Annotated in this window: 25 protein-coding genes; 17 read left to right on the top strand and 8 right to left on the bottom strand. The window is 31.3% G+C overall.

What is annotated here, in order from left to right; genetic code table 11:
* Nucleotides 1-288: 288 nt before the first annotated feature.
* The 3 genes from radA to GFV00_RS08245 all read left to right on the top strand — a co-directional run bounded on the left by radA (nt 289) and on the right by GFV00_RS08245 (nt 3,224).
* Nucleotides 289-1,644 (top strand): DNA repair protein RadA, encoded by a 1,356-nt coding sequence (radA, locus tag GFV00_RS08255; protein ID WP_105297192.1) that lies wholly within the window; start codon nt 289-291, stop codon nt 1,642-1,644.
* Nucleotides 1,645-1,909: 265 nt separating this feature from the next.
* The gene (locus tag GFV00_RS09840) at nt 1,910-2,776 is read left to right on the top strand and encodes a M23 family metallopeptidase (RefSeq protein ID WP_160557313.1); all 867 of its coding nucleotides are present in this window, start codon (nt 1,910-1,912) and stop codon (nt 2,774-2,776) included.
* 40 nt (nt 2,777-2,816) lie between these two features.
* Nucleotides 2,817-3,224: a polymer-forming cytoskeletal protein gene (locus GFV00_RS08245; RefSeq protein WP_160557314.1), complete on the top strand. Its 408-nt coding sequence runs from the start codon at nt 2,817-2,819 to the stop codon at nt 3,222-3,224.
* A 36-nt stretch (nt 3,225-3,260) separates the two neighbouring features.
* Here GFV00_RS08245 and GFV00_RS08240 read toward each other — a convergent pair whose 3' ends face one another.
* The gene (locus GFV00_RS08240; RefSeq protein WP_160557315.1) at nt 3,261-4,529 is read right to left on the bottom strand and encodes an NAD(P)/FAD-dependent oxidoreductase; all 1,269 of its coding nucleotides are present in this window, start codon (nt 4,527-4,529) and stop codon (nt 3,261-3,263) included.
* A gap of 165 nt (nt 4,530-4,694) precedes the next feature.
* On the opposite strand from GFV00_RS08240, the gene GFV00_RS08235 reads away from it, so the two are divergent.
* Nucleotides 4,695-5,270 (top strand): DUF3109 family protein, encoded by a 576-nt coding sequence (locus GFV00_RS08235; RefSeq protein WP_160542595.1) that lies wholly within the window; start codon nt 4,695-4,697, stop codon nt 5,268-5,270.
* A 7-nt stretch (nt 5,271-5,277) separates the two neighbouring features.
* Here the strand turns inward: GFV00_RS08235 and GFV00_RS08230 are convergent, their stop codons facing one another.
* The 4 genes from GFV00_RS08230 to GFV00_RS08215 are packed head-to-tail and all read right to left on the bottom strand — an operon-like array spanning nt 5,278 to nt 10,652.
* The gene (locus GFV00_RS08230) at nt 5,278-5,799 is read right to left on the bottom strand and encodes a thioredoxin family protein (RefSeq protein ID WP_160557316.1); all 522 of its coding nucleotides are present in this window, start codon (nt 5,797-5,799) and stop codon (nt 5,278-5,280) included.
* 2 nt (nt 5,800-5,801) lie between these two features.
* Nucleotides 5,802-6,530 carry an LPS export ABC transporter ATP-binding protein gene (lptB, locus tag GFV00_RS08225; RefSeq protein ID WP_105297198.1) on the bottom strand — a complete coding sequence of 243 codons (729 nt, stop codon included), beginning with the start codon at nt 6,528-6,530 and terminating at the stop codon, nt 5,802-5,804.
* Between the two features lie 60 nt (nt 6,531-6,590).
* Nucleotides 6,591-7,739: a PAS domain-containing sensor histidine kinase gene (locus GFV00_RS08220; protein ID WP_160557317.1), complete on the bottom strand. Its 1,149-nt coding sequence runs from the start codon at nt 7,737-7,739 to the stop codon at nt 6,591-6,593.
* A gap of 57 nt (nt 7,740-7,796) precedes the next feature.
* A complete protein-coding gene (locus GFV00_RS08215) occupies nt 7,797-10,652 on the bottom strand; it encodes a BamA/TamA family outer membrane protein (RefSeq protein ID WP_160557318.1) in 2,856 nt (951 codons plus the stop codon).
* 3 nt (nt 10,653-10,655) lie between these two features.
* Here GFV00_RS08215 and GFV00_RS08210 point away from each other — a divergent pair, with 3 nt between their 5' ends.
* From GFV00_RS08210 to GFV00_RS08195, 4 genes are all read left to right on the top strand, one after another.
* Entirely contained in the window at nt 10,656-11,405 is a 750-nt protein-coding gene (locus GFV00_RS08210) for an RNA methyltransferase (RefSeq protein WP_160557319.1), read from the top strand.
* Nucleotides 11,402-12,172 (top strand): Kdo domain containing protein, encoded by a 771-nt coding sequence (locus tag GFV00_RS08205; RefSeq protein ID WP_160557320.1) that lies wholly within the window; start codon nt 11,402-11,404, stop codon nt 12,170-12,172. The genes GFV00_RS08210 and GFV00_RS08205 overlap by 4 nt, the downstream gene beginning before the upstream one ends.
* A 103-nt stretch (nt 12,173-12,275) precedes the next feature.
* Nucleotides 12,276-12,842 (top strand): cob(I)yrinic acid a,c-diamide adenosyltransferase, encoded by a 567-nt coding sequence (locus GFV00_RS08200; RefSeq protein WP_160557321.1) that lies wholly within the window; start codon nt 12,276-12,278, stop codon nt 12,840-12,842.
* Nucleotides 12,808-13,446, top strand: a complete 639-nt coding sequence (locus tag GFV00_RS08195; protein ID WP_255450639.1) for a thiamine diphosphokinase — start codon at nt 12,808-12,810, stop codon at nt 13,444-13,446. The genes GFV00_RS08200 and GFV00_RS08195 overlap by 35 nt, the downstream gene beginning before the upstream one ends.
* 167 nt (nt 13,447-13,613) lie before the next feature.
* Here GFV00_RS08195 and ffh read toward each other — a convergent pair whose 3' ends face one another.
* Nucleotides 13,614-14,960, bottom strand: a complete 1,347-nt coding sequence (ffh, locus tag GFV00_RS08190; protein WP_160557323.1) for a signal recognition particle protein — start codon at nt 14,958-14,960, stop codon at nt 13,614-13,616.
* Nucleotides 14,961-15,168: 208 nt separating this feature from the next.
* On the opposite strand from ffh, the gene GFV00_RS08185 reads away from it, so the two are divergent.
* On the top strand, nt 15,169-16,095 hold the full coding sequence (locus GFV00_RS08185; RefSeq protein ID WP_160557324.1) for a manganese-dependent inorganic pyrophosphatase: 927 nt from the start codon (nt 15,169-15,171) through the stop codon (nt 16,093-16,095).
* A 113-nt stretch (nt 16,096-16,208) separates the two neighbouring features.
* Here GFV00_RS08185 and GFV00_RS08180 read toward each other — a convergent pair whose 3' ends face one another.
* The gene (locus tag GFV00_RS08180; RefSeq protein WP_160557325.1) at nt 16,209-16,664 is read right to left on the bottom strand and encodes a DinB family protein; all 456 of its coding nucleotides are present in this window, start codon (nt 16,662-16,664) and stop codon (nt 16,209-16,211) included.
* 31 nt (nt 16,665-16,695) lie between these two features.
* On the bottom strand, nt 16,696-17,361 hold the full coding sequence (locus GFV00_RS08175; RefSeq protein WP_160557326.1) for an HAD family phosphatase: 666 nt from the start codon (nt 17,359-17,361) through the stop codon (nt 16,696-16,698).
* A gap of 298 nt (nt 17,362-17,659) precedes the next feature.
* Between GFV00_RS08175 and GFV00_RS08170 the strand changes: the two genes are divergently transcribed.
* The 8 genes from GFV00_RS08170 (at nt 17,660) to fabG (ending at nt 25,412) form a co-directional block, all read left to right on the top strand.
* A complete protein-coding gene (locus GFV00_RS08170; protein WP_160557327.1) occupies nt 17,660-18,910 on the top strand; it encodes a CinA family nicotinamide mononucleotide deamidase-related protein in 1,251 nt (416 codons plus the stop codon).
* A gap of 62 nt (nt 18,911-18,972) precedes the next feature.
* Nucleotides 18,973-19,926 (top strand): aldo/keto reductase, encoded by a 954-nt coding sequence (locus tag GFV00_RS08165; RefSeq protein ID WP_160557328.1) that lies wholly within the window; start codon nt 18,973-18,975, stop codon nt 19,924-19,926.
* A 201-nt stretch (nt 19,927-20,127) separates the two neighbouring features.
* Complete coding sequence (locus tag GFV00_RS08160; RefSeq protein ID WP_105297211.1) at nt 20,128-21,390, top strand: sodium:proton antiporter; 1,263 nt, start codon at nt 20,128-20,130, stop codon at nt 21,388-21,390.
* A 336-nt stretch (nt 21,391-21,726) separates the two neighbouring features.
* Nucleotides 21,727-21,987: a GlsB/YeaQ/YmgE family stress response membrane protein gene (locus tag GFV00_RS08155; RefSeq protein ID WP_220234011.1), complete on the top strand. Its 261-nt coding sequence runs from the start codon at nt 21,727-21,729 to the stop codon at nt 21,985-21,987.
* 13 nt (nt 21,988-22,000) lie between these two features.
* Nucleotides 22,001-22,234: a hypothetical protein gene (locus GFV00_RS08150; RefSeq protein ID WP_105297212.1), complete on the top strand. Its 234-nt coding sequence runs from the start codon at nt 22,001-22,003 to the stop codon at nt 22,232-22,234.
* A 196-nt stretch (nt 22,235-22,430) separates the two neighbouring features.
* Nucleotides 22,431-23,789 (top strand): MATE family efflux transporter, encoded by a 1,359-nt coding sequence (locus tag GFV00_RS08145; protein ID WP_160557329.1) that lies wholly within the window; start codon nt 22,431-22,433, stop codon nt 23,787-23,789.
* Nucleotides 23,790-23,801: 12 nt separating this feature from the next.
* Nucleotides 23,802-24,404 carry an AAA family ATPase gene (locus tag GFV00_RS08140; RefSeq protein WP_160542611.1) on the top strand — a complete coding sequence of 201 codons (603 nt, stop codon included), beginning with the start codon at nt 23,802-23,804 and terminating at the stop codon, nt 24,402-24,404.
* Between the two features lie 261 nt (nt 24,405-24,665).
* Entirely contained in the window at nt 24,666-25,412 is a 747-nt protein-coding gene (gene fabG / locus GFV00_RS08135; RefSeq protein ID WP_160557330.1) for a 3-oxoacyl-[acyl-carrier-protein] reductase, read from the top strand.
* Nucleotides 25,413-25,430 lie beyond the last annotated feature (18 nt).

Below are 25,430 nucleotides of genomic sequence, written 5' to 3'. Positions count from 1 at the left end.
TCTCTCTTCTTCTGTTTTTCTCTTTCGTTGTTCCTGACTTGCGGGTGCAAAGATAGCTACTTTTTCTTTCCCCGCAAGTTTTTTTTTAATCTTTTTTTAATCTTTTTTGCTAAGCAATCATCAATCTCCTGAATATCACCTATTTAACCTCAAAAAAAATTTTAATTTTTTTTTTTTTATTTTTTTAATGCTCCTATTACTAGTTATTATATACTCATTTACAAAGATTATTATAGACTATCTTTGTACTAACTAATAAATGTAAATAACTATATATATCTATCAAATATGGCTAAGGCTAAAACTACTTTTTTTTGTCAAAATTGCGGAACTCAATATTCTCAATGGCTGGGTCAATGCAAAGTATGCGGAGAATGGAACACTATTGTAGAAGAAGTTATTGAAAAAAGTTCTGCAAATTCTATTTCTTCCCTTAGTTCCTCTTCTTCTAAAAATAAAATATATAAGATTCATGAAATTGAAACTACGGATGAATATCGTATTCTTTCTAATGACTCTGAACTGGATCATTTATTAGGTGGCGGTATTGTTCCCGGTAGTGTTATTTTGATTGGAGGCGAACCCGGCATCGGTAAATCTACTTTGTTGTTGCAAATTTCTTTACAAATACCCAGAAAAGTATTATATGTTTCGGGAGAGGAAAGCAGTAATCAAATTAAAATGAGATCTGACCGTCTGGATATTTCTAATTCTGAATGCTATATTTTAACGGAAACTTCAACTCAAAAGATTTTAAAGAAAGCTCATGAGCTTCAACCGGAGTTGTTAGTGATTGATTCCATTCAAACTCTACATTCCTCTTATATAGAATCTTCTCCGGGAAGTATATCTCAAATTAGAGAATGCGCTTCCGAATTAATTAAATATGCTAAGGAAACTTCTACTCCTGTATTTTTAATTGGACATATTACTAAGGAGGGTTCTATAGCCGGTCCTAAAATTTTGGAGCATATGGTAGATGTCGTTCTTCAGTTTGAAGGGGACAGAAATTATGTTTACCGACTTTTACGTGCAAATAAAAATAGATATGGATCTACTTCCGAACTTGGAATTTATGAAATGTTCTCTTCCGGATTGAAACAGGTAAAAAATCCGTCTGAAATTTTAGTATCTAAAAAAGATGAAAGTTTATCGGGAAATGCTATTGCGGTTACTTTGGAAGGATTACGCCCTATGTTGGTTGAAATTCAAGCATTGGTATCAACGGCTGTTTATGGAACGCCTCAACGGGTGACAACGGGTTTTGACGTCAAACGATTAAATATGTTATTAGCTGTTTTGGAAAAACGTGCGGGTTTTCATTTGGGAACTAAGGATGTGTTTTTAAATGTTACCGGAGGTATTCGTGTTGATGATCCTGCTATTGACTTAGCTGTTATTTGTGCTATTTTGTCTTCTAATGAGGATATTTCTTTACCGGATAATTGTTTATTCGCTGGTGAAATTGGTTTAAGTGGTGAAATCAGGCCTGTAAATCGTATTGAACAGCGAATTATTGAGGCTGAAAAATTAGGTTATGATGTCATTTTCATTTCTAAGTATAATAAAATTGATCGCAAGAAATATAATATTAGGGTCGAAATGGTTTCTAAAGTTGAAGATGTCTATAAGTTATTATTCTAATTAATTGTATATAAATTTCTCTTTCTTCGTATGGTGTAAACTTTTGCAGTCAATATATTTTTATTATACTAATAAGTGAAATTTGGCATTTATTATCTATTACACATTGTACTTTTATTTTTCAAATTAACGAAAATTGTGGACAGTTTATTGCTTACAAATAATGTCTAAATTTTTGCTAATTTATTGTTAAACGTAATGTTTAATATTATACTTTTAGTTTTAATTTTTTATATTTGTTCCACTACCTTCAGAATATTATACTATGAAAAATAACAAATCTAAATATTCCACTATAATTATTACTGATAAAAATTCACTGGAAACAAAAATTTTTTCTGTTAAGAATAAGCATATAAGAAATATTTTTCTGTACAAAAAGATTTTACTTTTATCAATTTTTACTATATTTTGTTTAGTTGCGGGATTGGTTAGTTATATAAGTTATGTGTATTACCAAAAACAAGATTTACATGTTAAGATTGCCGATCTTGAAAGCAAGTTGGATACTAAAAAATTAAATGATATGATTATCAATCTTAATGAAGCTGAAAAATCTTTATTAAAGATTGAGAGATACCTTAAAGATCGTCAAGTTAAAACACTCCCTACTAACGCCACTAATTATAATGTTGATAATGTGGGGGGAGAGTATTATCCTGTTAATGATTCTAACTTAAATTTAATTGAAAATAAAAAAAAGAGAATTTCCGATATATATAAAAAGATTCAATTCATTCCTATCGGCTTACCTCACGTTGGAAGGATTACTTCTAATTTTGGTGTGAGAGGAAATCCGATGAAAAAAGGTAAAGGATCCGAGTTTCATCCGGGTTTGGATATAGCGGGAACTATTGGTGATCCTATTCATGCTACTGCGAATGGGGTTGTTACCTTTGCCAGTGTTAGAGGAGGATATGGAAATTGTGTAATGATAAAGCACCATTTCGGTTATGAAACATTATACGGTCACATGTCTAAAATATTGGTTAAAGAAGGACAGGTTGTCAATGCCGGAGATGTTATTGGTGAATTAGGAAGTACCGGCCGTTCTACCGGACCTCATGTTCATTATGAAATTATTTTAAATAAAGAAAAAGAAAATCCAAATAATTATTTGCATGTAAATTAAATATGAAATAAATTTAACTACTATATAAAATAAACTAACTATGTTCAATAAAAAAAAAGGAGCTGCTCTTAATTTATCTACAGAAAACATTACTACTATTATTGCGGAGGATTGTAAAATCGAAGGAAATATAGAATGTAAGGAATTCATTAGAATTGATGGTCAAACATTAGGAAATGTCAATAGCACTTGTGGTCTTGTCGTTGGTCAGAAAGGAAGTGTTAAAGGAGATATTAGGACTAAAGAACTTATTGTATATGGTCAAATTGACGGCGATATTTTTGTTGATAATCTTAGTTTGAAAAATTCGGGATCTATTATAGGAAATATGCAGGTAAAAAGTTTTCAAGTTGAAAATGGTGCCTTATATAAAGGCACCGTTAGTATGGATCAAAATAATTCTACTCCTGTTAATAAAAAAGAAAATAATTCTCAAATTGTAGTATAAATTCTATTACTTAAATATATACAATATTTTAGGTATTCAGGGTCTTGGATCTCCAATTTTATAAGCACTTCCTAAGGAAGAATTTTTAGATATGTATATGGTTAACCAACGATATAAAGTATTTAATCTATTACCTATGGAAACTAAAGAAATTAAGTGGATGGATGACCAAATAATCCATGCCGGTAATCCTTTTAAAAATAAGGTAGGATGAATCAGATCGGCTACGGCTTTATTTCTTCCGATAACTGCCATAGACCCTCTATCTTTATAACTGAATGGTACAGGTTGATAGTTGTCTTGGGTAAGTTGTTTTTTTAAATTATTTGCCAAATTTTTTCCTTGTTGTATTGCTACTTGGGCTAATTGCGGATGTCCTGCAGGAAAATTAGAATCAGTAGTCATTATACAGGTATCTCCTATTGCATATACATTAGAAAATCCTTGAATTTTATTATACGCGTCAACTTGCATACGTCTACCTCTTCCATACACTTCTTTGGGTATTCCTTCAAAAATTCTTGAAGTAACTCCCGCTGTCCAGATTATGGTTTTTGTTTCAATTTTATCTCCGTTAGAAAAATATATAGTGTTTTCATCACAATCTTTTACTTGTGTATTTACGAGTATTTTAACTCCTAATTTATCTAAGGCGTGATAAGCTTCTTTGTGAGATTTTTCGCTCATAGGTCCCAATAATACGGGGCTTCCTTCTACCAAATAGACTTGAATTTGGTCTTTTAAATCTTTATAGTCAACATTTTCAATATAATTGATAATTTCGCGAATAACTCCTGCTATTTCAACTCCGGCAGGTCCTCCTCCGGTGATGACGATGGATAATAATTTTTTCTTTTCTTCTAAATCAGTTTCTCTACTTGCGGCTTCTAACCTTTCTAAAAGTATATTTCTAAGTAACAAAGCATCATTTAAGGTTTTCATTGGAAAGGCATATTTCTCTAAATTTTCCATTCCGAAATAGTTACTTTGCGTTCCCGTTGCTAAAATCAAAATATCATAATCTAATTCTCCATTAGATAAGACTACTATGTTTTCATCGGATTTGATTTCAATTAATTCTCCTAATCTGAATTTAACATTTTTTTTATGTCTTATAAATCTACGGAATGGATAGCTGATAGCTGCGGGATCTAAAATACTTGAACTTACTTGATATATTAATGGTGGAAAAAAATTATAGTTGTTTTTGTCGACTAAGGTAATTTCAAAATTAGGATCATTGGACAATCTGGTGATTATATTAATCCCAGCAAAACCTCCACCTATTAATACGATTTTTTTCATAATTTGCACTAAAAAATTAATTTAACATATTGATGCAAACACATTTATTTCTTAAGAACACAAAAATGTATAGCATACATTTTATCAAAGTTACTGTTTTTTTGTAAAGTTATATAAACTTTTAATAAAAATTTAATGCTATCTTTGAATTTATTTTCAAAAATCATGATTCAAATAGAAGATACAATAATTTCTTTAGATGTATTACAGAAACAATTTGTTTGTAATCTTAGTAAATGCAAAGGGATATGTTGTGTGGAAGGAGATTCGGGAGCTCCACTCGATGAAGAAGAATTACCGATTCTTGAAGACATATATGAGCAAGTATCGCCTTATCTTAGAGAGGAAGGTAGAAGGGCTATTGAATTGGAAGGTAAATATACAACCGATCTTGATGATGATTATGTTACTCCGTTAATAGAGGGTAGAGAATGTGCTTATGTAATCTATGATGAAAATCAAGCTGCGAAATGCGCCATTGAAAAGGCTTACGAAGACGGTAAAATTGATTTTAAAAAACCTATTTCCTGTCATCTGTATCCGGTTCGTCTTCAAAAATTACGAAAATATGTTGCGGTAAATTATGATGAATGGTATATATGCAAGGATGCGTGTACTTTAGGTAAAGAACTTAATGTTAAAGTTTTCGAATTTTTAAAAGAACCTTTAATTAGAAAATTCGGAGAAAATTGGTACCATCAGTTGATAGAAGCTGAGAAACTTTTAGAGATAAGTAAATAATTTAGCTTTATTTTTCCTGCAATGCATCTATGGTTTTTTGTATTTCTGTGTCATTTGCCGTAATTGCATAATAGTAAGCAATTTTTCCTTGTTGATCTATTACCATATAGCGTGGAATCCAATTTAATTCAATATATTCTGTAAAAGGATTTTTCCAACCAGTTGAAAACCAATAATTATCACCCGTATTTAATTCATACTTAGTGATACCGTTTTTCCAAGAGTCGTAATTTTTGTCTAATGACAGATAGATAAAATCTACATTATTATTTTTTTGCTTAAGAGCCCGTGAATCGGACATTCCCACTATGCAATCTTTACACCAAGATGCCCAAAATTTCAGGATAATAACTTTACCTTTGTGTTTATTTAGTACGGATTGCATCGTTGTTTCTTTATTATCCGTATCAACTACAAATTGCTTTAAGGCTTCTTCGGAAAATTCAGTTTTGGAAATTAATGGAACTTGTTGACTATAACTTAATGTAGCTATTAAAGTAATAAATAGTCCTGTTAATATTTTTTTCATTATTATATTTTTTCAAATCTGAAATTTTCTCCTAAATATACTTGACGAACTATCGGATCATTTGCTAATTCTTCGGGATATCCTTCCTTTAATATATTTCCTTCGAACATAACATAAGTTCTATGAGTGATAGCCAAAGTTTGCTGAACGTTATGGTCTGTTATTAAAATTCCTATATTTTTATTTACCAAAGAACGCACGACTTTTTGAATGTCTTCAACGGCAATAGGGTCAACTCCTGCAAAGGGTTCATCCAGTAAAATAAATTTAGGATCGGTAGCCAGACATCGGGCAATTTCGCAACGACGTCTTTCTCCTCCCGACAATAAATCTCCTCGGTTCTTACGAACGTGTTCTAAACCAAATTCTTCTATTAAAGAATCGGCTTTTATTTTTCTTTCTTTCTTCGAAAGTTTAGTCATCTCCAATACTCCCACAATATTATCTTCTACGGATAATTTCCTGAATATGGAAGCTTCTTGAGCCAAATACCCGATTCCTTTTTGTGCTCTCTTATACATGGCATCTTTGGTTATGTTAATCTTATCCAAAAATACATTTCCTTGAGTAGGTTTGATTAAGCCTACTATCATATAAAAAGAAGTGGTTTTTCCGGCTCCATTAGGCCCTAACAATCCTACTATTTCTCCTTGTTTTACATTTAATGAAACATCTTTAACTACTCGTTTGTTTCCGTATGTTTTTATTAAATGTTCTCCTCGTAATATCATAATATCAAAAGTAATTAAATTACTACGTTTTTTTCTATTACTCAATAAAATTTTTACAAATTATTTTTTTAAAGTTATTCTAAAAGTAGTCCCTTTATTAATTTCGGTATTTTGAACGAAAATTTTACCGTAGTGATAATCTTCAATAATTCGCCTGGCCAGAGATAAGCCTAGCCCCCATCCTCTTTTTTTAGTTGTAAATCCGGGTTTGAATATTTTTTTCACATTTTTTGATTCAATGCCTAATCCTTCATCGGAAATATCTATAAAAATATTTTTTTTGTTATCGTGGATTTGCAATTTGATTTTTCCTTCTCCTTTCATGGCATCTGCCGAATTTTTAATGAGATTTTCGATAACCCAACTATATAAGATGTTATTTAAGGAAACATATACTGGATACTCAGGTGCTTGAAATTCAAACCCTATTTGTTTGGACATTCTTCTTTTCAAATACATAAATGCTTGTTCCGATATTTCCACGATATCTTCTTTTTTTAGTGAAGGAGTTGATCCTATTTTAGAGAATCTGTCGGTAATATTTTGCAGTCTGTGTACATCTTTTTCAATATTTATTATCGGTTTCTGATCAATTTCTTCTGTTTTTAATATTTCCAGCCATCCCATGATGGATGAAAGCGGAGTACCGATTTGATGTGCGGTTTCCTTAGCCATTCCTGCCCATAGTAAACTTTGCTCTGTTTTTTTTACGGTTTTAAAATACCAATAGGTAAACCAGACAAACAATGTTACTAGTATAATTAGCACAAAGGGATAATAACCTAATTGTGTCAGCAGAACCGAGTTTTTATAATATACGTATTGATTTCCAAAAGGAAGTTTAATAAGAATGGGATAGTAGGATTCTGCCATTTCGTGCAATTCTTCCTTTAATTTTAAAGAATCTGAAATAATTTTTTTACTTACATTTTTAGAATCAATGTAATTTCCTTTTTCATCTACTAAAATTACGGGTATGGAAGTGTTTTGCTCGATAAGCTGCACTAAAAAAAATTGTGTTTTTGGAGGAATATCTGTTTCCGTGTTTAATAATTCCAACGTTTTGGCATAATTTGAAATTTTTACGGATTCTTCTTCTTTTAATTCTTCAACTTTGCTGTTAGAAAAGATTATAATAAAAAGAGCTACTATAAGCGCCAATATATATCCAAACCAATTCCGTAATCTAACATTTTTAAAAAAACTCATTTTCCGAATTTTATGAATTCATATATCAACGTATTTATACAAACAAAAATTATTTGATTAAAACGGATAGTCGATAGCAAAATTAACTTGAGGTTTCAACAGATTAATATATTTAAAATACCATCGGTCATTTTCATCTCTTCTTGGATCATGAAATCGATAAGCAAAATCAAAGCGAATGATAAAGTTACTTATATCCCAACGGATCCCCCATCCTCCTCCAATTCCCAGTTCTTTATAGAAGGAATTAAATTCAAATTTATTCAGGGAATTATTATTAATTCCCCAAACATTTCCTGCATCTACAAATAAAGCTCCTTCGAACCCTTTACTTGGTAAAGGAAACCTGTATTCTACCTGAGTCAACAATTTAAAATTATCGATTGCTATTAGTTCATAGCCGTCTTTTCCTCCTAATTTTGATGATCCCGGACCAAAACCAAAGGATTTCCAAGCTCGAACATCACTCGGTCCACCCACAGAGTAGCTTCGGTCAAAAGGCATACTAAAGGAATTTCCATAAGGTATTCCTATTCCGGTAAAAAGTCTTGCATTAAACGATTTTTTTCCGGAAAAAATCCAAAATTTTCTTAAATCCAAATCGAATTTCACATATTGTGAATAGGGAACTCCAAATATTTGTTTTATAGTTTTATTATTGGAAGTTGTAAAATCTTTGAGTGTTTTGTTAAATAAAGATTCCAAATTACCGGCTAATTCTACTTGTGCTTTTAAATAAAAAGGATGTTTACCCGGAAAATATCCTAATCGTTGATCGTAGGTAAAATCATATTTAAAAGAGGAGATTAATACATTCTGTGTGAAACGATAACGACGAAATTCCATTAAGTCGTAATCGTTAGCTAAACTTAAATGCGTAGTTCTTAAATAATCTTGAAAGTCTATATTATTCTGAATTTGAAACAGCAAATCATTATCGTTATGGTTTTTGTCGTACTCCTCTTTGGCGGAAGGATACTGTTGAAAATATAAATCGTAAACACTATTTCTTACTTTACTGTCTTGTGTATATATGTTGAAATAATTATTAGGATTTAAAAACTGTGTATATTGTAGATTCCATAATGTAATTTGGTGAACGGTAGTTCGTGTGGGATTGAAATTATAAAGTAATCCGGCATTATAACTTCTTTTATCCAAACCTATATTATATTGTGCATTATATCCTAACGAAATTGCCGATGAAGGCCCCCAGGCTTTAGGAATAATTCTTTTTGCGTTGAAAGGCAAAATAAGCTTAGGAAAGGATAAACTGGCCTGCGCTGATAGTTCCGATGCATTAAAAATTTTACTGTTATTTTTTTTGGTTTTAATATTTCCTAAGGATCCTCCAAAACTGACACTTAAATTTTCTGCTCCCCCAAAAAGATTTTTTACCGTAAAGGTAAGATTGGGAGTTATACCGAAATTAACAACACCTGAATTAAACGCTTCAAATCCTAATTCATAAGAATATTTATCCATGGGAGAAAGGATGATATTGGATATTAAGGTGGAATCAGAGTCTTTTTCAGGAACTGTATTAAAACCGAGGATGTTAAAATTATTTACTTTATATATATTCCGTCGAGTACGAGTCTCAGAGCTTAAATTATAAGAATGCCCTTTTTCAATAGCTAACATATCTGCCAATACTCTGTTTTTATATTTATTTCCTAAATGGTTAACAATGAAAGCTATGGTATCGTTAACCATGATTTTTGTTTTCTTTCCGTCAACCCGTCTTACTATTTTTTTGGTAGTTACATAGAAACTTGAGTCTATAGTATTTTTACTTGTATCTCTATTTTCGTTATCTAAAAGTGAAATGTTTATTTTATTGTATTTAAATCTTTTGAATTTATGCACTAAAGTATCTTTCTTAAGAGTATCCGATCTAGTGGAATCGGTAACAGTTGCGGTAGTGGTAGAACTTCCTATTTGGCTTTTCTTGATTGATAATCTGACCGAAACATCATATACATTATTAGCCGTATCAACATAGTAAATAACTTCATCTTTAAGATCATTAAAACGATAATATCCAATATTTTTAAAACGGTTTTCCAAACGGGATATCTCATTCTCAATTACATAAGCATCTAATCGATCTCCTTTTTTAACATAGGAACCTCTACTGAATAGGTTGTATATAAATTCGTCTTTTGAAAGTTCATAAGTTTGAGACTTTTTTTTCTTCGCCTGTCTTGTTCGTTTTAAATAATGAGCATATAAATCATCTTTTATTTCATCGGCAATATCATAGGTGATCGTATCCATAATCATAGGACGTCCTAATTTTATGGAATATTGCACATGAGCTTTTTTACCGTAAGTAATTACACTGTCTCTTACAATGGACTTACGCCAACCTCTGTTTTTAAAATATTGTTGTATATTTTTTGAAGAAGTTTTAGATAGTAAGGTATCAACTAATACAGGGGCTTCTCCATTATTATAAAAAAAGCGATCAAACCATCTGGATTTGCCAACATAATTTTTTAAGTTATATTTTACATATAGAGAATCCAGTAATTTTTGATTTCTTTGTTTTTGACTAACGGAATAGTATTCTGCGTAGACGGAATCGAATGTAGGATTTGAGAAATCATACAGCCACAACCCTAATGGAATTATGAATAGTATTTTTTTGTTAGATTTTTGCTTTACATAACTGTCCAGTTCATCCTCAAATGGTTTCTTGTATTCGTTGATAATTTCTTTGCCTTTTTTATTCAAAAAGGGATTACCGTATGCATCCAAATAAGGTTTTCCTTTTTTATCTACATATTTATATTTATTATCAATAAATAAATGTCCATTTTTAGGTACTTTATTTGTTCTACATGAAAAAATGAGAAACAGTTGAACAAAAATCAATATTTTTACTATAATATTGTATCCTAATTTCATTTTATGTTGTCTGCAAGTAAAATTAAACTTATTCAGTCGCTTTCAAAAAAAAAGTATAGACAAAAATATAACTTATTTGTTGTTGAGGGTATAAAAAGCATTAAAGAATTCTGCTTTTCGCAGTTTTCTGTAAAAAACATTTACAGTACGGTTCCCATTTCTTTTTTAGATGAAAATCAATATCAGATGATCAGTTTCGAAGAATTAAAGAAGATTAGTTTTCTAACTACTCCTCACGATGCATTAGCAGTATTAGAAATACCTCAAAATTCAAATAATTCATATAGTGGAATACAATTAGTATTGGATGAAATACAAGATCCGGGAAATCTGGGAACGATTATACGTCTTGCAGACTGGTATGGAATTAAACAGATTTTGTGCAGTAAAGGAACTACTGATGCCTATAATCCCAAAGCAGTTCAATCTGCAATGGGATCGTTAAGCAGAGTAAACGTTGTATATACTGACATCGCTGAAATATTGACAAATTCCAACATACCGGTTATGGGAACAGATATGAAAGGTGAAAATTTATATACAACGGGTTTACCCGAAAATTTTTATGTGGTTATGGGTAATGAAGGAAATGGCGTTTCAGATGAAATAAAATCTCTGTGTACACATACTCTAACAATCCCCAGATTCGGCTTAGAACAAAAAACAGAAAGTTTAAATGTCGCCATGTCTACCGGAATAATTTTAAGTGAATTCTACTCGAGAGCTGCAAAATTAAAAGGGAATATAAAATGAAATGGAATTCGTATATATCTAAAAAATATCGTAACAATACGGACATATTAAATGAAATAATTGAAAATTTTGATTCTTTAGGTGAGATTATATTTCAAGAACGGAACACTTTACGTAAAATACCTCATCCTGTACTGGGAAACGTAGCGGTAAAATCTTTTAAAAAGCCTCATCTTCTCAATCAACTTGTTTATGCTAATTTTAGAAAATCTAAAGCCCATCGTTCTTATTTTCATGCTGAAATTTTAACTTCTAAGGGTATAAACACACCGGAACCGATTGGTTTTTTTGAAGAGATTCATAATTTTAAAATCAAAAGATCTTTTTATTTTTCAAAGTATTCTGAGTATGATTTTACTTTTAGGGAACTCATTGAAAAAAGAAATAGTTTTGATGATTGGGAATTAATACTGAAAGAATTTGTTTCATTTGTTTTTTCTATTCATGAAAATCATATCTTATTTAAAGACCTTTCACCGGGAAATGTACTCATAAAAAATGATCAAGAAAAAAACGCATATTCTTTTTCATTAATCGATTTAAATCGGATGAGTTTTCAATCTTTATCTTTAGATCAAAGGCTTCAAAATTTTATTAGATTATCCTTAACGGATGAAATGATCCCTATCATTGCAAAAGAATATGCCAAATACAGCCATGAAAATGTTAATTTTATCAGGGAACAATTGCTTAAAAAAAATAATAAATTCATTGAAAAGAAGGAAAGAAAGAAAAAGATAAAGAAACTGTTGGGCAAAAATGTTTAGCATCTTTTAGTCCCGTTTTTATTTAAATTAACTTTACTATTAAAAATTATAAAGATTTAATTTTTTAAACTTTTTCATTTACAAGTAACAAAAAGATATATTAATGAAAATATATACGAAAAGAGGTGACGACGGAACTACGGGTTTGTATGGAGGAAAACGTGTATCTAAGAATTCCATTCGCGTTCAATCCTATGGCGAAATAGATGAATTAAATTCTTATATCGGTTTGCTAAGAAGCTATGGTTCTCTTAAAAATATTGATGAACAATTAAAAATTATACAAAATTTACTATTTACTATAGGTGCTGAATTAGCTACTCCTTCAGATAAAATGTATTCTCCAAATGGAAAATCAAAAATATCTTGCTTACTTTCTGAAGAAAAAATAATTTTATTGGAGCAATGGATTGATGAAATAAGCGAAACCCTCCCTCCTTTAAAGCAATTTATTCTTCCGTCAGGAAATGTATCTTCTTCTACTGCACATGTTGCAAGAACCGTATGCAGAAGATCAGAAAGAACTATAGTTACCTTAGGTGAAATTGAAGATATAAGACCCATAATTCAAAAATTTATAAATCGTTTGTCTGATTATTTGTTTGTTCTTGCGCGATATTTTGCACATTTAGCAAATGAAATTGAAGAACCTTGGAATCCCAATGAATAAAGCATTACTTTTTTTAAACGGAAAAAAACCTACAATTTTACCTGAAAATTTAGATTCATATTCCATTATTACGTGTACAGACGGGGCGTACAGCAGATATGTAAAAAATTTACCTTTTACAATTAATTATATTTCAGGAGATCTGGATAGTGTACAAGTATCGACTATTCCGACGTCTATTCCAATTATTGAAACTCCGGATCAAAACAAAACTGATTTTCATAAGGCTTTAGAATTATTGCTGGATAAAGGTATACATGATGTGGATGTTTACGGTGGCAGCGGAAGAGAAAGCGATCATTTCATTGGAAACTTATCTACAGCACTTTTTTTTAAAAATAAACTCCGCATTACATTTTACGATGATTATTCGAAATTCTTTTTCTCGGGTAAATCAACTAAAATTAACGGTGCAAAAGGTAAAACCATTTCCTTAATCCCTTTTTTTGAGGCTAAAAATATTTGTACGAAAGGTTTACAGTATCCCTTATCCAACGAAACTCTTATATTTCCGCAACGATTGGGTACGCGTAATGTGGCTGTAGAAAAAGAAGTTGTTATAACCTACGGTGAGGGAGAACTGTTGATCTATATCAGCCGCTAAACTTTTTTGCTAAAAAAATTAGTTAAGTCATGAGGTTTTAACGATATAAGTGCTTGAAATAACATCCAATAGCTAAATAATTCACGATTAACTAGTTAACCGTTATAATCATTATTAATGATTCTTTAAAAAGTTTATCTTTTATTTAAACAATATGGATATCTTATTTAAAAAGGTTTTCCTCCCGACATTTGTTTTGCCATTGCTTGCATCATCATCCTTCCTTGCGGAGTTTGCATCATCTTCATCATTTTGCTCATCTGTTCAAATTGTTTTAACAGCTGATTGATATCCTGTATGGATCTACCGCTTCCTTTAGCTATTCTATTCTTTCGAGATGTAGTTATAATAGCCGGATTTCTTCTTTCTTCAGGAGTCATGGAATAAATTAAAGCTTCTATATGCTTGAAAGCATCGTCATCGATATTAATATCTTTTAATGCTTTACCTGCACCCGGTATCATTCCAAGCAAATCTTTCATATTTCCCATTCTCTTAATCTGCTTAATTTGATTAAGGAAATCGTCAAATCCGAATTGATTTTTCGCTATCTTTTTCTGTAACTTACGTGCTTCTTCTTCGTCAAATTGTTCTTGGGCTCTTTCTACTAATGATACCACATCTCCCATCCCTAAGATACGATCAGCCATACGCGAAGGATAGAAAATATCCAGCGCTTCCATTTTTTCTCCGGTGGAAATAAATTTAATTGGTTTTTCAACCACAGTACGTATAGTTAAAGCAGCACCTCCTCGGGTATCACCGTCTAATTTGGTTAATACTACCCCATCATAATTCAATACATCATTAAAAGCTTTGGCTGTATTTACCGCATCTTGTCCGGTCATGGAATCCACTACAAACAAAGTTTCATTTGGACTGACTTTTTGATGAACGTTTCTGATTTCATTCATCATACTTTCATCAATCGCCAAACGTCCTGCAGTATCAATTATAACAACATTAAATTTATTTTGTTTAGCATATTCTATGGCATGACCGGAAATATCAACCGGATTTTTACTTTCCGGTTCTGTGTATACTTCTACTCCAATTTGATCTCCTAAAACTTTTAATTGATCAATTGCAGCCGGACGATATACGTCACAGGCAACTAACAGAACTTTTTTTTGTTTTTTAGTTTTAAGATAATTAGCTAATTTTCCCGAGAAGGTAGTTTTACCGGAACCTTGTAAACCCGCAATTAAGATAACGGTAGGATTTCCCGACAAATTTACTCCAACATTTTCTCCTCCCATTAGATCGGCCAACTCATCATGTACAATCTTCACCATTAGCTGACCCGGCGTAACGGAAGTAAGCACATTTTGACCTAAGGCTTTCTCCTGAATCCTTTTAGTCAAATCTTTGGCTACTTTATAACTAACGTCTGCATCCACTAAAGCTCTTCTAATTTCTTTAACGGTTTCAGCAACATTAATCTCCGTGATCTTTCCTCTCCCGCTGATGTTATGTAATGCCTTATCTAATTTATCTTGTAAATTCTGAAACATATTCGGTACTTAAATACTATTATACTATTTATACTAACTGCAAAAATAGTAAAGTTTTACTTAATTTAAAAATATGTATTTCAGTAATTAGAAAGCGCCTTTCTTTGCTAAAAAAGTTTAAAAATGTATATTTGCTTTTATATTAAATTAAATAAAAAAGACATCGTGTTTATATACATGATTAAAAAATTTTCAAATTTTAGCTAACATGAATAAAATTTTAATTACAGGGCATCAAAATCCTGATACGGATACCATTACCTCTGCTATCTCATTTTCTTACTTACAAAATGCCTTAGGTAAAAATACAGAGGCAGTCGCTTTAGGTATTCCTAATGAAGAAACCCAATTTGCCCTGAATTATTTTAAGATACAAGCGCCTAGAGTTATTTCTAGAGCTTCCGATGAAACGAAAGAAATTATTTTGGTAGATCACAATGAATTCCAACAATCGGTTGCTGATATTGAAGAATTGACTATTTTAGCTGTAATAGATCACCATCGTATCGCTAATTTTCATACTTCTGTTCCTCTCTATTATCGCGCTGAACCTGTGGGATGTACTCAAACTATTATTTCAAAAATTTATAAAGAAAATTCCATTGAAATTCCCGCTGCTATCGCAGGTCTTATGGTATCAGGGATTATTTCCGATACGTTATTATTTAAATCTCCTACTTGCACACAAGAAGATATTGATGCGGCTCATGAATTAGCAAAAATTGCCGGTATTGAGGTTGAAAAATATGGGCTTGATCTTCTTAAAGCAGGAACCAATCTTTCCAACAAATCTGCCGAAGAATTACTATCTCTGGATGCTAAATCTTTCGAAGTAAACGGAAAAAAGGTACGGGTTGCTCAAGTTAACACAATTGATTATGATGATGTATTTTCAAATAAATCCAATATAGAGGCTGCTATAACCGACCAAATTAATAAAGAAGGTTATGATCTTTTTTTACTTGTAGTGACTAATGTGTTGGATAGTGATTCAAAAATTTTAGCTATGGGTAATGCTGCTCAGGCTTCAGAAAAGGCTTTTGGAATACGACTTGAAAACGGCGAAGCTTTCCTTAAAGGGGTGGTTTCCCGTAAAAAACAGATTATTCCCCAAATAACTGAAGCATTATCCTAGATTCATCCATATTCTTAATTTTTTTAGAAGCCAAGCACTTTATTTAAAAGTGCTTGGTTTTTTCATTTTACAGTTAACACTAAAGGTTGCTAACTTATTTCAAAAAAAATATTTTACACTAATTTTTTCATACTTGACACTATTCCGTAGTGTAATGCTTCATGGGTATTGTTAAAATTTATCGCATCTTCAACGGAAGAAATCACAATGCCCATTTTTGTTTCAAATTCAGTATAAGATTCAAATTTTTTTTCATTAAAATCTTCTTCCAGTTGTTCAGCGGTGATAATGAGCTTACTTTTTAAGTAGTCAATTTCATCTTCTGTAATTACAAATCTGGGAAAAGTACCATTTTGATAGTTTTCAATCCAGTCATTGGTTATCAGCGGATTTAAACCTGACATTTTATAATGAAGAATTTGTTGAGAAACCAACGTATGGGCAACATTCCAAAAAATATTATTTTTAAATCCTTCAGGAATTTTCTGTAATTGCTCTAAACTTAAATCGTCAATCTCTTGTACTAAGGATTTACGGTATATTTTAAAAATTTCAAATTGTTTTTTCACCTCAAAAAGAATTTTAGCAAAAGTATTAAAGTTATTTAACTAAACCAATGGCCCTAATCGTATCGGAATCTAAATTAGAAAAATCATTTATTATTTGATCCGCTGTAGACAAATCTTGATCACCGGAAGCTTCACTCTTATAACCTATACAAAATATACCGGCCCTATTGGCGGCAATAACGCCATTAGTCGAATCTTCAATGACAATACAGTTTTCTTTTGGTTGTCCTGATAATTTTACAGCTTCTAAAAATATAGTAGGATCGGGTTTTGATTTTGGAAAATCTTCTCCACTCACAATATGTTTAAAATAAGGAAACAATCCAAAACGATCAAAAATTTTAGTTAAGGTTACACGAGCCGAAGAAGTAGCCAAAAGTAATTGAAAATTATCTTTATATAAACTTTCGATAAGATTTCTTACACCCGGCAATAAATCTAGATCTTCATCTTCTTGAAAAATTTTATTAAAAATATTTCTTTTTTGTTGAACCAATTTCTCAACCTCTTGTTTCAAACCATATTTTTGTTTCAAATTTTGATATAAATTACGGGTAGATAATCCTCTGAACGTATCATATTCTTCCTGAGATATATCCAATCCTATAGAATGAAAATGTTTTTTAAATGACAATTCATGAATAGGCTCAGTATCTACTATTACCCCATCCATATCAAAGATAACTGTGTTTATCATAAGTTTATTTTATCTACGATTGCAGTGTAGGTTTTAATTCAGATATTTTTTAATTATTCTCAATAAAATTTGATTTATTTAAAAAATTGTGAATTTAAAGGCTCAAATTTAAGAAATATTGTGTCTACTATGCAGCCATTACTAATATTCTAAATTTGGGATGAGCATCTACTTTATATAAATTAATTGTAAAATTTTACACTATTTCTGAAATTTCATTTTTTTAAAATTTTTAACTCATGAAATTAACACAAATATCCTGTATAATTATCTAAATTTGATATTTAAATTTATATATATGAAAGCGTGTATTATCGTTATTGGAGATGAAATTCTTTCCGGAAGAACTCTGGATACTAATTCTAATTTCATTGCTAAAAAACTAGATCTTACAGGGGTTTCGGTCACAGAAATTTCGACAATTTCCGACAACCCCGATTCTATAGTTACTAAATTAAAAGAAGCCTTCGCATCTGATACTAATTTTATAATAACAACCGGGGGACTGGGACCTACTAAAGATGATAAAACCAAACAAACTTTAGCAGAATTTTTATCTGATCAATTAGTTGTTAATCAACCTGCTTTGGATTACATCACTCAGTTGTATTGTACAAATGGCCGAACGATGAATGATTTGACCCTTAAACAAGCTCTTGTACCATCACATTCGGAAGTTATAATTAATAGATATGGTACAGCTCCTATCTTGTGGACAAAAAAATCAAATAAGATTTTAATCAACCTTCCGGGTGTTCCCTATGAGACCCAAGCTATGTTTGAAGAATTTATTATTCCGAAAATAAAAAAAGAATTTAACCTTCCCTTTATTGTAAGGCGTTCTGTTATTGTTGTAGATTATCTTGAAAGCGAGTTAGCCACAACGTTAACGGATTGGGAAAACAATTTACCTGATTTTGTGTCTTTGTCTTACTTGCCTTCGGGGGCTAGGATTGAACTTAGATTGAGTGCAAAGGGAACTGATAAAAATCTACTTGAAGAAACAATTACTAAAGAAATAAAAAAACTATCTCAAATTTTACATGAGAAATTACTCTCAACTACTACTACCAATATAATTGAAATTATCGCCGATTTTTTCTCAAAAAATAATCTTACTTTATCCGTCGCTGAAAGTATTACCGGTGGAAACATATCTCATAAAATCACTTCGTTAGCGGGAAGTTCTGTTTATTATAAAGGAGGAATTACGGCTTACAGCTCTTTAATTAAGGAGAGCGTTTTAAAGATACCCGAACCTTTTATTCATACTCATAAAGTGGTTAGTGAAGAAGTAGCGAAAGAAATGGCAATCCGGTGTGCCAAGTTATTTAATTCAGATGTTGCAATATCTACTACAGGCGTTGCCGGTCCAAGTTCTGATGAATTTAACGATCCGGTAGGTTTAGCTTACATAGGTTTATATGTTTATGGAAACACCTATGTAAAAAAATATTATTATCCTCATGTAACGAGAGATGAAATGATTATTCGAATAACCAACAAAGCGTTGGAATTTATTTATTTTGAAATGATTGAAAACAAATAAAAGTTGACCTACGCATTTGGTATAATTTTAGATTTTATGTATTGATAACAAATCATCAGATTATGAAAAAAAGAAAATTAGGTCCGACTGATCTTGAGGTTTATCCATTTGCTTTTGGAGGCAATGTATTTGGTTGGACTGCCGATGAAAACACTTCTTTTGAATTATTAGATCAATATACCGAATTAGGATTTAACTTTATTGATACTGCAGATGTATATTCTGCATGGGTTCCCGGTAATAAAGGCGGAGAATCAGAAACCATCATTGGAAAATGGATGCATCAAAAAGGGACTAGAGATAAACTTGTTATTGCAACTAAAGTAGGGGCAGAAATTGACAGTACACATAAAGGGTTGAAAAAATCATATATTCTCTCAGAAGTTGAGGAATCACTAAAACGTCTTCAAACCGATTATATAGATTTATATTTCACTCATTTTGATGATCCCGACACTCCCATAGAAGAAGTATTGGACGCCTATCAGCAATTAATTAAAGAGGGTAAAATACGTTACATAGGGGTTTCCAATATGTCTCCTGAGAGAATTGTAAAATCATTGGAAATAAGTAAATCTAATAATCTACCTTCTTATTCCGTTTTACAGCCTGAATATAATCTGTATGATCGTCAACCGTATGAAAAGGATTATGAGCCGATTGCCGAAAAATACCAATTAGGTGTCATGACTTACTATTCTTTGGCAAGTGGTTTTCTAACCGGTAAATATCATTCGGAAGCGGATTTAAATAAAAGTAAAAGAGGCGACAGCTTAAAGAAATATTTAAACGACAGAGGCTTACGAATTATAAAAACTTTAGAGGATGTTGCCGCACGAAATACAGCTACCCCGGCTCAGGTTGCTATCGCATGGATCATCCAAAGACCGAGTATTACTACTCCTATAGCCAGTGCTTCTAAATTGGGACAATTGGATATATTAAAAGCGGTAGACCTAAATTTATCTCAAGATGATATTAATGATTTAGACAATGCCAGTAAGGTAACTTCATAACGACAAGCGCTCAAATAATATAAAAAAAAGTATTCATCCCCTTGAATACTTTTTTTCCTTTTATAAGATAATTTAATTAATATAATCTGTTTTTATAAGATAAATATAAAATTTTTCTGTCTTTTAAGCAGGTGATGAAATTTGATTTTATTTTTTCTCTAATATTATTTATTATCTTTGCAAAAAATTTTATTCAATTTCATGGAATTATACTACTCATTTTCAATCCTTATTATTTTAGCTGCTATTTTTTCATACATTAATGTTAGGTTTTTAAAATTCCCTTCTACCATCGGAATAATGATCATTGCGTTAATTATGTCAATTATTTTAGTTCTTTTAGGTAGTTTAACCTCTAAACCTTTAAATGATATTGCCTCATTAATAAAAGAATTTGATTTTACCGAAATTTTGATGGGGTGTATGTTAAATTTCCTGCTATTTGCCGGAGCTATACATATCAATATGTCGGATCTAAAAGAACAAAGGCTTCCTGTTATAATATTTTCTACTTTAGGAGTTATAATATCTGCCATCGTTGTGGGCGTAGGCCTTTATTATACATCCAATTATCTTCTTCCTCTTATAAATGTACATACAGAAATTCCTTTAATATATTGTTTACTTTTTGGTGCTTTAATTTCTCCGACAGATCCGATTGCGGTATTGAGTATATTAAAACAAGCCAATGTTTCTAAGTCTTTAGAAACAAAAATTGCAGGTGAATCTCTTCTTAATGACGGGGTAGCTGTGGTATTGTTTGCCGTATTAGCTAATCTTGCTTATAATCCCGTAGTAGTTGCCACCGGACGAATGGATTTATCATTTGCCCATATTTTTGATTTATTTCTTAGAGAAGCGGTAGGCGGATTGTTATTAGGGGCGGCTCTTGGATATCTTGCCGCTTATGCAATACGAACTTCACATGATTATAAAGTGTCGGTTTTAATTACCCTAGCGGTAGTTATGGGAGGATATCTTATTGCAAGTTCTTTGCATACGTCTGCTCCTCTTGCTATGGTGGGTGCGGGATTGATAATAGGAGAATCCAGACGAAGATTGGGTACTAGTAAAAAAAGCAGTGTGGGTACTTTCTGGGAATTAATCGATGAGGTTATGAATGCAATTTTATTCCTTTTTATGGGATTCCAACTTTTACTTATCGATGATCTAATTCATTACTGGCTACTAGGTATTATATGCATTATCATTGTTTTATTTGCCAGATTTATTTCTATTAAAATTCCAACAATGATTATTCCTTTTAAGGAAAAATTCAGCAAAGGAACTATTGCCGTTTTAGTATGGGGTGGCTTACGCGGCGGGGTCTCCATCGCATTGGCTCTTTCAGTTCCTGAGAGTGACTATAAAGAAACTATTATAGCCGTTACTTATGTGGTGGTGGTTTTCTCAATTTTAGTTCAAGGATTGACTGTTGGAAAAGTAGCAAAAGACATTCAGTAAATTACTGCATCGTAACTATTTTCAAATAGTATTAAAAATAATGATAGTATCTGCAATAATCTATACATGCAGATACTATTTTCGTTTTAATACCGATTTAATTTCTATTGGTACTTCAATTTTGTTCAATTTATAAATTTCTGCAACTTCACTGTTTATACTTATTTTTAACATACGCCAATTTAAATGAAGTATCTTAAAATACAACTATGGTTTACTTATTAAATGATAAGGTAATGGCATATTTATTGTTTAAATCATAAAGAACTACAAGATTATTACACTTCCTTCGAACTTCGAAATTGAAATAATAGTAAACTCTAAAAAATTTTATAAATGGAAGGAATGGGTATTTTATGGTCTATAATTATTGGAATTATAGCCGGTTTTATTGCAGGTAGAATTATGCGAGGCAGTGGATTTGGAATGTTAGTTAATTTGCTTGTTGGATTAGTAGGAAGTATATTGGGGGGGTGGATCTATAGTTTGTTGGGCTTTTCCAGTGGAGGTAAATTAGGAATGTTACTAATGTCTGTAATTGGTTCTGTGGTCCTTCTATGGATAATATCATTATTTAGAACAAAAAAACCTTATTAAATTATAATATGTTATGAAAAAAGTATTATTGGGTACAATCTTGGGTGCTGCTCTAGGTTATGTTGCCAGAAAAATGCAAGAAGATGGATTTCTAGATCAAGTTTCTGATGAGATAAGTAAATTTACATCCAAAACCAAAAAAAATTTTAGCAATATAGTGGATGTTGGTAAAAATGAGGCTGAGTATTTAAAAGATCGAGCGAAAAAATACGGAGAAAAAGGAGAAAGCTTTATACACGAAGAGTAATAAGAGTAAGCATTAATCAGTAAGTAATAAATTGAATACATGTAAATAGCAGCTAATTAGCTGCTATTTTGTTTACCTGTCGAAATATTCTATATTTACATTTTAAATAGTATACTAGTAATTTTACTACCTTTATATTGTATGCTTTTTTACTTCATTTTAGATTTAAAATATTCATAATTAAGATAAATAAAATATGAAAGTAACAGGTACACCTATTGAATTAGGTACTGAAAATATTGGAAAACTTTTAAAACAATATGCTATTCCTGCTATTATAGCCATGATTGCTTCCTCTCTCTATAATATTACGGACAGCATTTTTATAGGACATGGTGTAGGACCTTTAGCAATTTCCGGATTAGCCATTACTTTTCCGCTTATGAATCTTGCAGCAGCCTTTGGCTCGTTAGTTGGTGCAGGTGCTGCTACCTTACTTTCCGTTCGTTTGGGACAAAAAGATTATACCACAGCCAACAGCATTTTAGGTAATGTGTTCATCATGAACTTATTTATTGGTATTTCGTTTACCATTATTTCCTTATTGTTTTTAGATCCGATATTATATTTTTTCGGTGCGAGTGAAAAGACCCTTCCCTATGCTCATGATTTTATGGTTATTATACTTTCAGGAAATGTAATCACTCATATGTATCTTGGATTAAACTCCATGTTACGTTCTTCCGGAAAACCCAGACAGTCCATGTATGCGACCATATTTACCGTAATTATAAATTTAGTTTTAAATCCATTATTTATTTTCGTTTTTAATTGGGGTATTCGTGGGAGCGCCATTGCTACGGTTATTTCTCAAACTTCAGTATTAATTTGGCAGATTTATCTGTTTTGCGACAAAAATAATTTTATCCATATACAGAAAGGAATTTTTAAATTAAATAAATATATCGTTAAAGATTCTCTATCTATTGGTATGTCGCCGTTTTTAATGAACGCAGCTGCCTCGGTGATTGTTATAATTATTAACCAGGGCCTTTTAAAATATGGTGGAGATCTTGCCGTTGGTGCTTACGGAATTGTAAATAGGATTGCGTTTTTATTTGTAACCATAGTATTGGGATTAAATCAAGGTATGCAACCTATAGCCGGTTATAATTTCGGAGCAAAACTTTATCCCAGAGTAACACAGGTTTTGAAAAAAACAATTTTAGGAGCAACTCTGGTCATGTGTACCGGCTTCCTTGTGGTTGAATCTGTGCCTCATGCGGTTGCTTCTATTTTTACAACCGATAAAGAGTTAATTGATATTGCATCCTTAGGATTGCGCATGGTATTTATTTGTTATCCGATTGTAGGTTTTCAAATTGTTACTTCTACCTTTTTCCAAAGTATCGGAATGGCTCAAAAAGCTATAATTTTATCTCTCACTCGTCAAATACTATTTTTAATTCCTTTTTTACTAATTCTACCTAAATTTTTCGGCATTGCAGGAATATGGTTAAGTATGCCTTTAGCTGATTTTTTTGCTACTATTTTGGCTGCCATTATGCTTTATAAGCAATACAAAGAATTTAATAGATATAATCCTGAAAACTAATATAAGTAAGTTATGAAAGATAAATATTTTATTACCATTGGTCGACAGTTAGGAAGCGGTGGCAGACAAATCGGTAGAAAATTGGCTGATTTATTAGACATTTCATATTATGACAAAGAGATTATTAATCTGGCTTCAATTGAGAGCGGTTTAAATGCTGATATTTTTGAGCAAGCGGATGAAAAAAATTGTTATAGTTTTTTTGATAATTTTTTTGGTATGCAATTATCTAAAAACTATTTAGGGAACGAAAATTTATTTGAAATACAAAGTAAAATAATTAAAGAAGAAGCCCTTAAAGGTTCTGCTCTTTTTGTGGGTCGTTGCTCCGATTATATTTTGCGTGAATATGAAAGAAGGATAGACATATTTATTACAGCTAATAAAGAAGATAGAATTCGGAGAACATCTCAAAGAAAAAATATTTCTTTAAAAGAAGCAGAAGAATTAAACGTAAAAATAGATAAAAAGAGAAAAGAATATTATAACTTTTTTAATAAGAAAAGTTGGGGGCATGCCAGTTCTTATCATCTTTGCATCAATTCATCCGTTTTAGGGATTGATAAAAGTGTACTTCTTATTAAAAGTTTTGTAGAGCAAAAATTTGCACTTTAGTTGTTTTTTATAAAGATTTATTATCTTGTTTTAAATCAAAGATTGTAAGGCTAATAAACTTCCTTATTTTTAGAAATAACAAGGAACAATTATTGTTATAAATCTTGTGAATCTATTTTACTTTTTAAACTTTACTGCCAGAGAATTTATGAAAAAAATATCGTGGATGTATTTTCAACTATTAAAAGACAGTAGAGAATAATGAAAAATTATCTTGATAATGACAAAAGTATTATATTTGAAAAAAAATAATATTACAATATGAAATTGCTTGAAGGAAAAACCGCGATTATTACCGGAGCAACCCGAGGTATTGGAAAAGGAATTGCTGAAGTATTTGCTCAAAATGGAGCAAATATAGCTTTTACTTATGCATCTTCAGTAGCTAAAGCAGAAGAGCTGGAAAAAGAATTAGGTTCTTTAACCAAAATAAAAGGATTTCAATCTGACGCTTCAGATTTTGATTCTGCTCAGAAACTTGCCGATGATGTTATAAAAGAATTCGGGCAAATTGACATTGTGGTTAATAATGCAGGTATCACTAAAGATAACCTTATATTAAGAATGAGTAAAGAGGATTGGGATGAAGTAATTCGCATCAATTTGGATTCGGTATTCAATCTTACCAAAGCAATCATAAAACCGATGATGAAGCAAAAAAAGGGTTCGATTATCAATATGAGTTCTGTAGTTGGAGTAAAAGGTAATGCAGGTCAAGCAAATTATGCTGCTTCTAAAGCAGGAATTATTGGATTTTCTAAATCCATAGCATTGGAATTAGGATCCAGAAATATTCGATGCAATGTAGTTGCTCCCGGATTTATTGAAACTGAAATGACTGAAGCTTTGGATGAAAAAACCATTCAAGAATGGAGAAATAATATTCCTTTGAAAAGAGGAGGAACCCCTGAAGATATTGCTAATGCATGTTTATATCTTGCCAGTGATTTATCAAGCTATGTAACCGGACATGTACTCAATGTCAACGGTGGAATGCTTACTTATTAAAAAATATGGATTAAAGCA

The organism is Apibacter sp. B3935 (genome assembly GCF_009827705.1).
Classification (GTDB): domain Bacteria; phylum Bacteroidota; class Bacteroidia; order Flavobacteriales; family Weeksellaceae; genus Apibacter.
Note: the sequence above shows the minus strand (reverse complement) of the source record. Positions and strands in the feature narration are given on the sequence as shown.